This window comes from Streptomyces sp. NPDC107454, from assembly GCF_055582885.1.
The window spans coordinates 83762-97327 of record NZ_JBVJPA010000029.1; the positions used below are offsets into that span (position 1 = coordinate 83762).

Sequence of the window (13566 nt, forward strand, 5' to 3'; positions counted from 1 at the left end):
TACGGACCTCGCCGCACCGGCCGTCACAGGGCCGCGTGGGAAATGGTCAGCAGATAGGTGCCGTAGAAGAGGGAGAAACCGGCCAGGCCGATGAGCAGGACGACGACGGTGCGCCGCTGGGCGCGGGCCAGGGAGAGGGCGAACGGCAGCAACAGGGGGAAGGCGGGCAGCAGCAGCCGGGGTCTGCTCGTGAAGAAGTGGGCGTCGCCGAGGGCGATGACGAGGAGAATCCCCGAGTACACGAGAAGCGGCAGCGGCTGTCGGTCCAGGACGCCGAGGACGAACAGCAGGACGCAGCCGAGGACGATTCCGGCGGAGAGATAGACGGCCAGGGTGTCGTGCCCGACGATCAGGTGTTTGAACATGTGCGCGGTGTAGTGACCGAAGTCGAACCGTGAGCCCCACAGACTCTGCACCCGGAAGTAGCCGGTCGGGTCGTGTGTGCGCAGCCCCACCCAGGCGACGTACCCGAGCCACCCGACGGGCGCCAGGAGCAGGGCCACCCAGGCGCGCGGGACGGTGGGTCTCCCGTCGCGGCGGCGCTGCCAGAGGTGGGCGGCGGCGGCCGTGACGACGGCGGCGGCCACGGTGAATCCGTTGGGGCGGCACAGCCCGGCCAGCGCGGCCAGTGCCCCGGCGGTCAGCCAGCGGTGGGTCAGCGTCGCGTAGAGCGCCCAGGCGGCGAAGGCCGTCATGAGGGACTCGGTGTACGCCATGGTCAGCACCACGGCGTGCGGCAGCAGCGCCCACAGTGCCGCGAGCGCCAGTCCGACCCGCCGTCCGTGCAGCAGCTCGCCGACCGCGTACACGCCCCAGGCGGCCACGGCGGCGGCGATCCAGGAGATGACGAGCGCGGCGTTGACCGGGCCGATCGGCAGGACCGTGTTCAGGCCGTGGATCAGTGCGGGGAAGAGCGGGAAGAACGCCAGGTCGTTGTAGACGACCCCGTGGCCGGACTTGGCGACGACGATCGTGCCGTAGCCGTACCGGGCGATGTGCCAGTACCAGCCGCCGTCCCATTCCAGACCGAGCACGTTGCGCGGGTGCCGGCCCAGGTGCAGTGACCAGGCGGTCACCATGATCACGCCCGTCAGCCGCGCGGCGGCGAACAGCCACAGTGCCGGCAGCGCCCGCTTCAGTTCGCCCCGCCATCGCCACACCTCGGGCGAGGCGGCAGGCGACGCGGGCACGAACCGCCGCGTGGGTCTGCCGCTCACCGTCTGGGGGCCGTCTTCCATGCCGACCTCCTCGTCGCCCTGCTAGAGGGAATGGCCGGGGACGGGGTTCCACCGGTGGGAAGATCCTGACTTCATGGGACACGACGGTCCCGGCCGGCGCATCCCGGCCCGGCACGCAGGGGTGATGAGGTCGCCGGGTTCGAACCGTTCCCGCGGCTCGCTCAGTCGTCGAAGCAGTGGCCTGCTTCGAGGTCCGGGACGAGTGCGGGGTGATCGGGACGCCATCCGAGCGGCTTCTGGGTCAGGACGCTCGAGGCCGGGTTGTCGAGGGGCACGGCGGCGGCGAGAAAGCCGAAGTGCCGGCTCGCGTCCTCGGTGGTGATCCCGGCGACCGGCAGCTTCAACCGGCGGCCGATGAGCTCGGCGATGTCACGCAAGGGCACGCCCTCCTCGGCGGCCCCGTGCAGGATCGAGCCGGCCGGGGCGGCGTCCACCGCCGGCCGGATCAGGTGCGCCGCATCGAGCCGGTGCACGGCGGGCCAGCGGTTCGATCCGTCGCCGACGAAGGCCGACACGCCGCTTTCGCGGGCGATGCCGATCAGGCTCGGGACAAAGCCCTTGTCGCCCTCGCCGTGCACGGTCGGTGCAAGCCGCACGACCGAAGCGCGCACCCCGCGCGCGGCCAGCGCCATGGCCGCGCTCTCCGGTGCGATCCTCACGGACGAAGGCGGAACCGATGAATCCGGTCGCGCCGGTGACGAATAACAGGGTCCGCCCCGGTGCGGCACCGGAGCGGTGATTCCCCCCTGCGCGCGGGAGGTGCTCCGGGTCCAAGACCTGTTTCGCAGCCGGCGATACGTACGAGGCATCACCACAGCTCGGACCGTGGCACACGCCCATGCCGCCGCGCAGTCCGCCCGTGCCCGCCGGCCGTCGTACGAACTCCTCGGCGGCAAGTACTGCGCCGCGCCCCCGCGACTAAGCGAACGGCGATCGGGAATGGCTTTCCCGGAGCTCTTGTCGGCGGCTCGCCGCGGCCGGGTCAGCGGGAGCCCTTCCACCCCACGGAAAGCAGGAGTGAACATGCAGTACGTGAAGCTCGGTTCGACGGGCCTGGACGTGTCCCGGATCTGTCTGGGCTGCATGAGTTTCGGGCTGCCCGACCGAGGGCCCCACGAGTGGACGCTCGACGACGAGGGTGCCCGCCCCCTGATCCGCCGCGCGCTGGACGCCGGGATCACCTTCTTCGACACGGCGAACGTCTACTCCGACGGCACGAGCGAGGAGATCGTCGGCCGCGCGCTGGCGGAGTTCGCGCGGCGCGACGAGATCGTCATCGCCACCAAGGTGAACGGCGCGATGCACGACGGCCCCAACGGGCGTGGTCTGTCCCGCAAGGCCGTCATGACGGAGATCGACAACAGCCTGCGCCGCCTGGGCACCGACTACGTGGACCTGTACCAGATCCACCGCTTCGACCCCGCCACTCCCGTCGAGGAGACGATGGAGGCCCTCCACGACGTGGTGAAGGCGGGCAAGGCCCGTTACATCGGGGCGAGTTCGATGTACGCGTGGCAGTTCTCCAAGGCCCAGTACACGGCCCGGCTGAACGGCTGGACGCGGTTCGTGTCCATGCAGAACCACTACAACCTCCTCTATCGCGAGGAGGAGCGCGAGATGCTGCCGCTCTGCGCGGACCAGGGCGTCGGCGTACTGCCCTGGAGCCCGCTCGCCCGCGGTCGGCTCACCCGTGACTGGGACGTCAGCACCGAGCGCAGCCGCACCGACGAGTACGGCAAGAAGCTCTATCAGCCGGGCGACCGCGAGATCGTCGACGCCGTCGCCCGGATCGCCGCCGAGCGTGACATCCCGCGGGCCCGGATCGCCCTCGCCTGGCTGCTGCGCCAGAGCACCGTGACCGCGCCCGTCATCGGTGCCACCAAGGTGGGGCACGTCGACGACGCGGTGGCCGCCCTCGACGTGGAGCTCTCGGAGAAGGAGATCGAGCAGCTGGAGGAGCCGTACACGCCGCGCGCGATCAGCGGGCACTGACGCGCGGTGCGGCGGGCGGCGAGCGCGCTCAGCTGCGGCGTTCCGGGAGGCCGCCCGCGCAGTCGTCCTCGGCGGCGTAGGCGGCAAGCCATGCCAGCGGCGCGTTCCAGTTGATGGCCACCTCGTTCGTCGAGTACGAGCCGATGTCGTCGATGTAGCAGGCCTGGGGCGCGCAGCCGGGCAGGTGCTCCTGTGCGACCGGGTCCTGCAGCCCGCTGTTGGGCCCGCCCGCGAGGGAGCCCGCCGGCGGGTGCGGCAGCGAGGGGTCGTACTGATGCGCCCAGAAGCGGTGGTGCTGGTTGTCGGAGTACCGCTCCCCGTATCCGGTCACGTACGACCGGCCCAGGGCGTTGCGGCCCAGCAGATAGTCCATCGACTCCAGCACTCCGGCGCGGTAGCGCGGGTCCCCGGTCAGTTCCTGGGCGGTGGCCATGACGATCGCGTTGTCGGTGACTGCGCTGTTGGAGCCCCAGACGTATCCGGTGGAGGGGATCGGGACGGCGTATCCCTGCCCGGCCATGGTGGACAGATAGCCGTCCGCGGCGGCGGTCACCGAGGCGCGCACCCGCCGGAGGTCGGCCGCGGGCAGCCCGGTGCGTACGGTCGCCAGCGTCAGCCTGCCCAGCGCGGCGGTGTCGGCCCAGCTGAAGCCGCCGGACGTGAAGGCGTTCGCGGCCGTGTGCCAGGGCGAGGAGGTCACCGCGTCCCGGTAGGCGTGCTCGCCGGTCGTGGCGTACAACTCGGCGGCCGCCCAGTAGAACTCGTCGGTGACCTGGGTGTCACCATAGGCCCCACCGCCGGTGCTGTCCGCATCCGGCGCGTACATCGCCGGGTTGGCCAGCGCCGCCGTCCACGCCTTGCGGGCGGCGGTCAGGCAACGGTTCGCGAACGCGGTGTCGTAGGGCCGCAGGACGCGGGCGCACTGGGCCGCCGTCGCCGCCAGGTTGAGGGTGGCGGCGGTGGACGGCGGGTGGAGCTCACGCGGCTGGGCGTCCTGCTCGGGCCGGGTCGGCAGCCCGGTCCAGGCGGCGTCGTGGACTTTGTGGAACGCCATTCCCGCGTACGGTCTGCCGTCCGGCACCTGCATCCGCATCAGGAAGTCGAGCTCCCAGCGCGCCTCGTCCAGGACGTCGGGGACGCCGTTGCCGCGCTCGGGAACGCGCAGCGTCGAGTCGCCGAGCGCGGACGCGGTGCCCGCTCTCTTCGCCCGTTCGAAGGAATTGACGAGCAGCCAGGTGGAAATGCCGCCGTTCACGACGTATTTGCCCTGGTCGCCCGCGTCGTACCAACCGCCCCTGACGTCCTGCGTGTAGTCGCACACCCCGGACTGGCAGGGCACGTTCGTGTCGCCCTGATTGGGCGCGACTCCGAGATGCCCGGCGGGCCGCGCATAGGCCGAACCCACCAGGGACGCTTCGATCGGTATACCGCTGCGCTGGTGGTAGAAGAAGGCCAGCGCGTCGGAGCGAAGCCCGTCGTAGAGATCCGCGCGAATGTCGAAGGGATCACTGACCGTTCCGTCGACCGTCAGGACGTAACCCGAACCGGTCCGTCCGTACGAGGAGAAGTCGGCGACCTGGGTCGGTTGCCCGGACGCGGCGTCCGGGCCCCGGCCGACGGTCGGCCCCGAGGCGACCACCCTGCCCGAGGCGGTGCGCAGCCGCCAGGTGAGCGGTCCCGCGGCGGAGGTGACCACGGTCGCGCGCTTGGGACCGTCCGGCAGATAGCCGACCTGGTTGACCCGTACGGCGGTTGTCGCCGTGGCGGCGGTGGCAAGCCCCGTCGCGCAGGGGGCGGTCGCGAGGCCGCCGACGAGTAATGACCCCGCCAGCAAGGCGGCCGCCAGGTGCCTTTGGCGGCGGCGGGACAACGGGAAAGCGGACATGAGCGGCTCCCAGCGGTGAGGTGAATCCTGTGCCGCGGCCACGCGCGGTGGACGACGGAGAATGGGAGCGCTCCCAATAGGGAGCATTGCATGAGCATGCCAGACCGTCAACGGGTCGGCGAAGGGCTTTCCGCTCTTCGGAGGCCTGGTCGGGGGCTTGTGTATGACCGCTCGTCGATGGTTGTAGGGGATTCCGAATTTCTTTTGTGGAGGCCTCGGCTGACGTTCGGTCAATCCGTCCGCGCGCGACGGAAAAGGGAAGGTGACGAGATCTCTTGTTTCGGCTCGGCGCACTGTGCAAAGGTGTGCGTTGTTGGCGTGCAGACAATTCACTTCCTTCTGTGCGCGCACGGTGTGCCCGCGCGCCCCTCGCTTCAAAAGAGCTGTCGGAGAGGGCGATTGCGGTAACAACCCCCCATGGGTAGTCCCTCCGCTTCGGCGGGCGGGCTACATACCCATTGGTATGGACTAATTCCTGCGTTACCTTTGGGAGGAAAGCGGACGTGAATGACGCAGCGGTGTCTCATTCCCCAGCGCCCGGTCGCTTGTTCGAGGTTTCGGATGAGCGGCTCGCGGCGGACCTGAAGAAGAGCTCGGGGAACACGCCCGCGCATCATCCCGTCGGGGAACTCCTGGACCGCCACTGGGAAGCGGTCTTCGCCTACGCGCGCCTGTGCACCAACGGTGTGCGTCCCGCCGGAATGCTCACCACGGCCGCTTTCACCCGGCTGTTCGGTGAATCGCTGCGACAGACCGGGCCGACGGCCGCCTGGCGGCCGCAGTTGCTGGTCACCGTACGGCGTATGACCGCCGAATGGCTCGGGGACCAACGGCGGGAGATGCTTCATCCCGAATTGCTGGCCGATTCCGACAGCCGAGACCGGGTCATGGCGCGGCTTCTGCCGCCGGAGAACAGACGGCAGTTGTCCCGCGCGTTCCAGCGACTTCCCGAGCCCGCCCGCTGTCTGCTGTGGCACACCGAGGTCGAGTCCGAGCAACTCACCCTGCCCGCCGGGCTGTTGGGCATCGGCGACGACGACGCCCTGGTGGAACTGCGGCGGGCCCGGGAACGCCTGCGCGAGGGCTGCCTGGAAATCCACCGCGAACTGGCCCCGGAGGAGGAGTGCCGCCGCTTCCACCGGATGCTCGATGTGTCCCTGCGCCGCGGCGGCCTCGACCTCGACGCCGATCTGAGCAGGCACATGGGCCGGTGCCGGCACTGCCGACACACCGCCGACCAGTTGAGCCGGTTCAACGGCGATCTCGCGCTGCCCCTGGCCGAGGCCCTGCTCGGCTGGGGCGCCGCGGCCTACCTCGACTCCCGCCCCGGACGCGTCGACGCGATCGTGGAAGTGACGGAAGTCCCCGACACCGTCCCGGCCGCGCACAGAATCCCTCCCCTTCCCAGCCACGCGCCCCTTGTTCCGGGCGAGTCCCCGCGCCCCGCGCCGCGCAGCCGCGCTTCCGGTGACTCCCGCCCGCCGACGCACAAGGCGCCCCGGCGCTCCTCCCGCCGCGCCCCGCGTCGCAACAACATCGCGCTGGCCGCGCTGACCGTGAGCGGAATGATCCTGGTTCCGCTGGTCCTGTGGGTCACCCAGAGCTCCGACGGCGCGCCCGGCATGGCGGACGGCGCCGGACCCTCGGGGTCGCCCAGTTCGGGCCCGGTCAAGGCACCCGGACCGAACCCGTCCTGGATAGGCACCGGCGACACCTCGAAGGGCGGCGTGCGCGGCCGGCTGCGCAACACCGAGACCGGGCTGTGCATCGGCATCGTCGGCAAGAAGCCGGTGAAGGGCGTGGAGACCGCGCTCACGCCGTGCTCCTCGCCGGCGAGCCAGGAATGGTCGTACGAGGACGACGGACTCCTGCGCGACCTGGCCGCCCCCGACCTCTGCCTCGACTCCCACCTCGGCTACTCGGTCCAACTCGCGCCCTGCACCGGCGAGTCGCAACCGGGCACCAAGAACGTGCGCTACGACTTCACCCTCCAGGGCACGGTGGTGCCCCGCTGGAACCAGGACCTGGCCCTCGCCCCCGCCTCCGCCAAGGGCGAGGCGTCCGTGGTCCTCAAGGTCCGGGCGGAGGAGTCCGACCAGCACTGGACGATGGACACCTCGTCGCCCTCGCTCCAGATGGAGGCGGTCAACTGGGACTCCGCGGGGCAGACGAAGACATCGTCGGGCCAGACCTCTCCCGAGCCGTCGAAGTCACCGTCGCCGACCGTGCCCAAGTCGTCGCCCCCGCCCTCGGCCGAGCCCTCGACGCCCGCGCCCTCGTCACCCGCCCACAGCTGCTCCCCGTACTCCTACTGCGCGCCTGCGAGCGGACAGTACGGCACACCCGGCTACGGCTACGGAGATGGCTATGGCGGTTATGGAGGCTACGGCGGCTACGGCGGCTACGGCGGTTATGGCGGTTATGGATACGGCGGTTACGGGGGTTACGGCGGTTACGGACACGGCGGCGGCCAGGGCGGCCACCGCTGACCCGTCCTGAACGTCGTACCCACCGCGGCCGGGCCACGCGCGCCTGGCCGCGGTCGTGTTCATAGGGGTGGTCGGCGCCGGAGTCGTCAGGAACTCGCCGTGGCCGACTGCGAGGCCGCCGTACCCAGGAACTCCGACCAGCCGCCGAGGGGCGACTGTCCCGGGTTGAGGGTGCGCAGCTTGCGCAGTACGGCCGGGTCCTGGACCTCCAGCCACTGGACGAGCTGGCGGAAGGAGACCAGGCGGACGTCGTCGTGCCCGGCGATCTGCTCGACGGCCTGCTCGACCGCGTCCATGTATATCCCCCCGTTCCAGCGTTCGAAGTGGTTGCCGATGAAGAAGGGGGCGCGGTTGCTCTCGTAGGCGCGGCGGAAGCCGGCGAGGTAGCTGTCGCGGGCCTGGGCGCGCCAGGTGTCGTACATGGACTTGTCCCCGAGCGGGTTGGCGTGGGACTGGTTGGCCATCAGGTTGTAGTCCATCGACAGGACCTGGAAGGAGTGGCCGGGGAAGGGTATGGACTGCAGCGGGAAGTCCCAGATCCTGCCGCCCTGGACCTTGCCGGGCCACATCTGCAGGCCGCCGGGGCTGCTGGCGTCGTACTTCCAGCCGAGGGCGGCGGCGGTCGGCAGCAGGTTGGACTGGCCCTCCAGACACGGGGCCCGGCCGCCGATCAGCTCCTTCTCGTAGTCGAAGGGGAATGGTTCGAGGTCGGTGAAGCCGGTGTTGGTCTTCCACTCGGTGACGAACTTCTTCGCCTGCGCGATCTCGCTGCGCCACTCGGCGGGGGACCAGCGGCGCACCCCGTCCGCGCCGCAGAAGTGGCCGTTGAAGTGGGTGCCGATCTCGTGGCCCTCCAGCCAGGCGGACCGGATCTGCTGGATTGTGGAGTGGATGTGCCGGTCGGAGAGGTAGCCGATCGCGGAGGCGCCCACGGGGTGCTGCGGCGGGCTGTAGAGGTGCTTCTTCGACTCGGGCAGTGTGTAGATGCCGCTGAGGAAGAACGTCATCGAGGCGCCGTGGTCGGCGGCGACCTTGCGGAAGCGGGAGAACAGCTTGTTGCTGAGCTCGCCCGCACCGTCCCAGGAGAAGACCACGAACTGCGGCGGGCGCTCGCCCGGCTTCAGCCGTTCGGCCTTCGGCTGCTTGGGCTGGGCCCCGGTGTCGGCGGTGGAGCCGTCGCCGATCAGCTTCGGCTTGGGGGGCTTGGCGCTCGTGTCCCCCTTGGCGCTGCTGCCCACGGACCAGTCGTTCGCCGAGCAGGCGGTGAGCGCGCCCAGGCCGCCCAGCGCGCCCGCCGACGCCGTCGCGGTCAGCAGACGCCTGCGTGAGATGCCGGTCATGATGAACCCCCGAAGTTTCTCGATCCGGCTCCCGCCCGCGGGCGGGAGCTTCCGTTCCTGTGACGCGCCGCTCTGCGAGGTGCGTCAAACGGTGTGATGCGTGGATGGTCGGGAAAGGTCGCCGGCATCGGCACGTGTTGCTGTTCCGTGACAAACCCCGCCGGTCCGCGGGGCGGACGGCGGGGCGGGGGAGCGGGGTCGGTGACGCAGGCTGGGGTCAGGCGCCGTTGCCGGCGCGGACGACGGTCAGGGATACGGAAGAGGCGTTCCCCGACACGGGTACCACGCCCCCCTTCCACGCCACCTTGAGCGGATCCCGCTCGTCGGGCGGGGTGACGACCAGCGTGGCGGGCGTCGCCGTCTTCGCGCCGCTGATCTCCGGGTTGGAGAACGTCAGGCCTGCCCAGGCGCTCCGCCCCGGCGCCAGCGTCACCGTCGTCGGCGTATCGGCGGAGCGCTTCGGGTCGGGCCCGAGCTGCTTGCCCGACGCGTCGACGAACGCCGCCCCGGGGAAGCCGCGCACGGTGCAGGTGCGATGGGAGGTGTTGGTGAGGACGACGGGGAAGTTCTCCTGACCGGCGCCCGGATTGTTGGCGCCGACCGTCGCGCGCAGCTCCGAGGTGTGGCATCGGGTACCGCCGGACGAGCCGCTCCCGGTCGAGGACGAGTTCGAGCTCGACGACGAGTCCGACGCCGCTGCCGAGGGTGTGAGGGAACCGGTCGGGTCGGCGCCCGTACCGGTGGTGTCCGTGGTCTTGTCGCCGGAGGCCGGCTCGGCCGTGCCGGAGAGCTTCTGCGGAGGACTGGCGGCGCCGTGGTCGGTGCCGCAGGCCGTGAGCAGGCCGAGCAGCGCGACACCCGCGACCAGCGCTGCCCTGTGGGTGGGGGAGGACGGGCGGCGGACAAAAACCGCGTCGCCGGGCCGGAAGGTCGCCATGTCAACACTCCTTGGAATTCACCGCACGCGTCCTGACTCGGCGTGCGAACGGCGCTCTGTGCGCCGTCACCAGTGTCCGATGCTCGGGCACGCGAAAAAGTTCGCGGTCCGGACGCGCGATGTCCGCGGATCCCGGAACGGGACCGTGATCCGGGCCTCGGCGCCGCTCGTCGGCTTCCCGCTCGTCAGTCTCCGGCCCGTAGGGAGCCGAGTACGCGGTCGGTCGTCGCGGCGCTGCCGGCGGCCTGGCGGATCTGGACGTACAGCTGTGGCTGCTGGTTCCCGCCCGCCGAGGTGAGCCCTGCCTCCGTGAGTGAGCCATGGCTGCCCGGACAGGCGTTCCAGGTGCGGATCAGCCCGTGCCAGCGCGTGCCCGAATAGGTGCGGCTGCCCTCGTAGTGGCAGTCGGTGTGGGCGATCGCCCCGACCCTGCCGCGCACGTCGCCGTGTTCGCTCAGGCCGACGAACACCCCGTCCACGCCCCAGCGCAGGTTCTGCCACTTCGCCAGGTCGTCCGCGACGGCGAGACCCGGTTCGTGCGTGTCCGGCAGGCCCACGGTCCGCGGATTCCACCCGGAGTCGCGCAGTTGGCGGCCCCACCCGCCCGGAACCTCGACCGAGACCTGCCCGGAGGCGTCCTCGACCGTCACGGACGGGGCGTCGGACCGTCGGGTCACGAGCGCGGTGGTCACACCGGCCGCGCCGATCACGACCGCGGCGGCCACGGCCACCAGCACGGTCCGCCGACGGCGCCGGGGCACACGCACCGCCCCCATCGACACCTGTTCGGCCAGCCGTTCCAACTCAACGGCCAGGCTCAGCGCCGTGGGCCAGCGCCGCTCGCGGTCGGGTTCCATGGCGCGCAGCAGCGCCCGCTGCGCGTCCGGGGCCAGATCCGTACGCAGCCGCTCGGGTCGTACGACCTTGCCGGGCGGCCCGGGGACCGACCCCGTGACCAGGTGGTAGCCCAGGGCTCCGAGGCTGTACACATCGGCCCGCGCGTCGATGCCCGAACCTGGCTGGGCCTGCTCGGGCGGGGTGTAGCCCGCGGAACCGGCCGCCATCGTCAGTCCGGAGGCCTGCGCCAGGCTCTTGGCGAGCCCGAGGTCGGCGAGCAGGACACGGTCGGCGCCGCCGGAGGAGGTGCGCAGCAGTACGTTGGACGGCTTGATGTCGCGGTGCACGATCCCGGCCTCGTGCAGCGCGGCCGCGGCCCGTGCCGCGAGGGCCGTCAGGCGCAGTGCCTCGGCGATGGGCAGCGGCCCGGCCTCGATCCGGTCGTCGAGGGTGCCCCCGTCGGCGTACTCCATGACGAAGTAGGGCCTGCCGTCGGGTAGTTCACCGATGTCGTAGACCTGGACGACCCGGTTCGAGTCGGCCTTGCGCAGCAGCCGGGCCTCGGCGAGGAAGCGTTCGCGGACGTCGAGGCGGTCGGCCCAGTTGTCGGACAGCACCTTCAGGGCGACGACGGCTTCGAGCACCTCGTCGTGGGCCAGCCACACCACACCGAAGCCACCTGCGCCGAGACGCCGGTCCAGACGGTAGCGACCGATCCGATCGAGGGGATCCCTCAGCATGGACAACCCGCCGCGAAGCCCGTGAGCCGGTGGGTTCGACCACGGTCGAGAGGGCCTGGCATCTGTTCACCAGCGGGCATTTGCTCTCCAGGGCGGGGCGGATGCCACGAGCACGGCGCTGTGGCCGCTGTCCCTAGAGGGGTTGCTGCTCCTGGCAACGGTCGGGCTCTGGAAGCCTACCGGTCACGTCAGCCGCCGAGCACGCGGGACGGGGGAGGACCGGAGAGGCCACGTAAGGCGAATTTTCTTCTCGATGGGTGCCCTGTTGGGGGTCGCGTCCATCGCGGTCCTGTCGAGATCGCGTGTCGTCGCGCAGGAGGGCACCGGCGGGCGGGGAGGCCGGCCGGCGGTGAGCGTGTCCTCGATCTGGAGGGGCGGGTGCTGCTGCCGGGCTTGTGGGACGCCCACGTCCATATGGCCGAGTGGGCGAGCACCCGTCACCGGCTCGACCTGTCCGGGACCGCCTCCGCGCTGGTGGTCGTGGACATCGACCCGCCGGACGCCGACACGGGCACACTGCGCACGATGCCCGTGCACGCCACGATGACGGACGGCCGCTGGACCCACGGGCCGTACTGAGGCCGGCTCGCACCCCGCCTCCCCGGGGGAACAGGGGAGGGGTGCGCCAGCCCACTGGGGCGCGCCGAAACGACGCCGAGTGCGTGCAACTATGATTCCTGGCCTCTGATCGACACCGAGGGGAGCACCCAGTGCAGGACGCGGCGGCGACCGAGGAGCTCGCGCTGCGCGCGGCCTCGGGTGATCCGGCAGCCCTTGACCTGCTGCTCCAGGGGATCCGACCGGAGGTCGTGCGCCGCTGCGGGCGCTTCCTGCCCTGCCGTGAGGACGCCGAGGAGGCTGCGCAGGACGTCCTCCTCCAGGTGGCGCGGAAGATCACCTCGTTCGAGGGGCGCAGCCGGTTCAGCACCTGGCTCTACACGGTCGTCGCCAACTGCGCCCGTCAGAAGTACCGCGAGCTGAAGCGGCGGGCCGCCGAGCAGCCGGACGTCATCGACGCCTCGCAGCACGTCGACCCACGCACCACGAGCGTGATCGCCGGATCCCGCATCGATCTCCTGGAGGCGCTGGAGCGCCTGGAGCGCGAACACCCGCATCTGGTCGCGCCGTTGGTCTACCGGGACATCTGCCAGCTGGAGTACGCCGAGGTCGCCGAGCGTGTCGGCATTCCGCTCGGCACGCTCAAGTCCCGGCTGCACGAGGCGCGCAGGCAGGTCAGACCCTGGCTGGTCGACGCGTCCTGACGGATCGGCGGCCACCTGCCGCGGCCGGCCACCCGCCATGACTCCCTCCTCCGCCTTGCAGCTGCACGCACCAGACCCCGCTCACCGGCACTGATCAAGCCCCGTCGCCCGAAACGACCTGATCCAAACGACAGGCCCTGGCAGTCAACTGGCCTGAAACCCATGCCGGTTGTGGCGCAAGGTAAGAGGTTGATGATAAGTCGCGGCAGGGTCTGCCGGCGACCTTGATCATGTCGGTACTGTCCACCGTTGTGTCGAACGGCAGTCGTTCAACGGCCGTTCTACGCGCGCAGATCGGCGCCCCGCACCGCCTCTTCCCCCGCCCCCACCCATGGAGGAATGCCGGATGCTCACCCCCACCAAGCCCCGCCACAGACTCGCCGTCGCCCTCACCGCGCTCGGCGTGCTGCTCACGGGAGCCGCGCTCCAGACGACCACTGCCACCCCCGCACACGCGGCCACCACCCATCGCGTCCTGTTCGACAACGGCCACGCCGAGACGGCGGGCAACGCCGACTGGATCATCTCCACCAGTCAGCCGAACCCGCTGAACGAGGACTCCTCGCCGTCCTCCGAGACCGACTGGACCGGCGCGCTCTCCTCGTGGGGCGTGGCCCTGCAGAAGACCGGCGACTACAGCCTGGACACGCTGCCCTCGGGCTCCAAGCTGACGTACGGCGGTACCTCGGCCACCGACCTGTCGAACTTCGACACGCTGGTGCTGCCCGAGCCCAACACGCTTTTCACCACGGCGGAGAAGACCGCGATCATGACGTTCGTGAAGAACGGCGGCGGTCTGTTCATGATCTCCGACCACACCGGGGCCGACCGCAACAACGACGGCTA

10 protein-coding genes and 1 pseudogene are annotated in these 13566 nt (G+C 70.8%); 5 read left to right on the top strand and 6 right to left on the bottom strand.

Features of this window, described 5'->3' with window-relative positions:
- Window positions 1-23: 23 nt before the first annotated feature.
- Together ACZ69M_RS47160 and ACZ69M_RS47165 are read right to left on the bottom strand one after the other, a co-directional pair.
- On the bottom strand, window positions 24-1238 hold the full coding sequence (locus ACZ69M_RS47160) for a glycosyltransferase family 39 protein (RefSeq protein ID WP_470059875.1): 1215 nt from the start codon (window positions 1236-1238) through the stop codon (window positions 24-26).
- A 161-nt stretch (window positions 1239-1399) separates the two neighbouring features.
- Entirely contained in the window at window positions 1400-1870 is a 471-nt protein-coding gene (locus tag ACZ69M_RS47165; RefSeq protein ID WP_470059876.1) for a Rossmann-fold NAD(P)-binding domain-containing protein, read from the bottom strand.
- Window positions 1871-2261: 391 nt separating this feature from the next.
- Between ACZ69M_RS47165 and ACZ69M_RS47170 the strand changes: the two genes are divergently transcribed.
- A complete protein-coding gene (locus ACZ69M_RS47170; RefSeq protein WP_470059877.1) occupies window positions 2262-3230 on the top strand; it encodes an aldo/keto reductase in 969 nt (322 codons plus the stop codon).
- Between the two features lie 28 nt (window positions 3231-3258).
- Here the strand turns inward: ACZ69M_RS47170 and ACZ69M_RS47175 are convergent, their stop codons facing one another.
- Window positions 3259-5115 carry a glycoside hydrolase family 9 protein gene (locus ACZ69M_RS47175; RefSeq protein ID WP_470059878.1) on the bottom strand — a complete coding sequence of 619 codons (1857 nt, stop codon included), beginning with the start codon at window positions 5113-5115 and terminating at the stop codon, window positions 3259-3261.
- 545 nt (window positions 5116-5660) lie between these two features.
- Here ACZ69M_RS47175 and ACZ69M_RS47180 point away from each other — a divergent pair.
- Window positions 5661-7604 carry a ricin-type beta-trefoil lectin domain protein gene (locus ACZ69M_RS47180; protein ID WP_470059879.1) on the top strand — a complete coding sequence of 648 codons (1944 nt, stop codon included), beginning with the start codon at window positions 5661-5663 and terminating at the stop codon, window positions 7602-7604.
- An 86-nt stretch (window positions 7605-7690) separates the two neighbouring features.
- Here ACZ69M_RS47180 and ACZ69M_RS47185 read toward each other — a convergent pair whose 3' ends face one another.
- From ACZ69M_RS47185 to ACZ69M_RS47195, 3 genes are all read right to left on the bottom strand, one after another.
- The gene (locus ACZ69M_RS47185; protein ID WP_470059880.1) at window positions 7691-8944 is read right to left on the bottom strand and encodes a polysaccharide deacetylase family protein; all 1254 of its coding nucleotides are present in this window, start codon (window positions 8942-8944) and stop codon (window positions 7691-7693) included.
- 217 nt (window positions 8945-9161) lie between these two features.
- Window positions 9162-9881 carry a DUF4232 domain-containing protein gene (locus ACZ69M_RS47190; RefSeq protein ID WP_470059881.1) on the bottom strand — a complete coding sequence of 240 codons (720 nt, stop codon included), beginning with the start codon at window positions 9879-9881 and terminating at the stop codon, window positions 9162-9164.
- A gap of 185 nt (window positions 9882-10066) precedes the next feature.
- Entirely contained in the window at window positions 10067-11458 is a 1392-nt protein-coding gene (locus ACZ69M_RS47195; RefSeq protein ID WP_470059882.1) for a serine/threonine-protein kinase, read from the bottom strand.
- A gap of 378 nt (window positions 11459-11836) precedes the next feature.
- On the opposite strand from ACZ69M_RS47195, the gene ACZ69M_RS47200 reads away from it, so the two are divergent.
- The 3 genes and pseudogenes from ACZ69M_RS47200 to ACZ69M_RS47210 form a co-directional block, all read left to right on the top strand.
- Complete coding sequence (locus tag ACZ69M_RS47200) at window positions 11837-12037, top strand: hypothetical protein (RefSeq protein ID WP_470059883.1); 201 nt, start codon at window positions 11837-11839, stop codon at window positions 12035-12037.
- A gap of 131 nt (window positions 12038-12168) precedes the next feature.
- Window positions 12169-12720 carry an RNA polymerase sigma factor gene (locus tag ACZ69M_RS47205; RefSeq protein ID WP_054231249.1) on the top strand — a complete coding sequence of 184 codons (552 nt, stop codon included), beginning with the start codon at window positions 12169-12171 and terminating at the stop codon, window positions 12718-12720.
- 346 nt (window positions 12721-13066) lie between these two features.
- Window positions 13067-13566 (top strand): annotated as a pseudogene (locus ACZ69M_RS47210) (hydrolase); the annotation flags it as partial.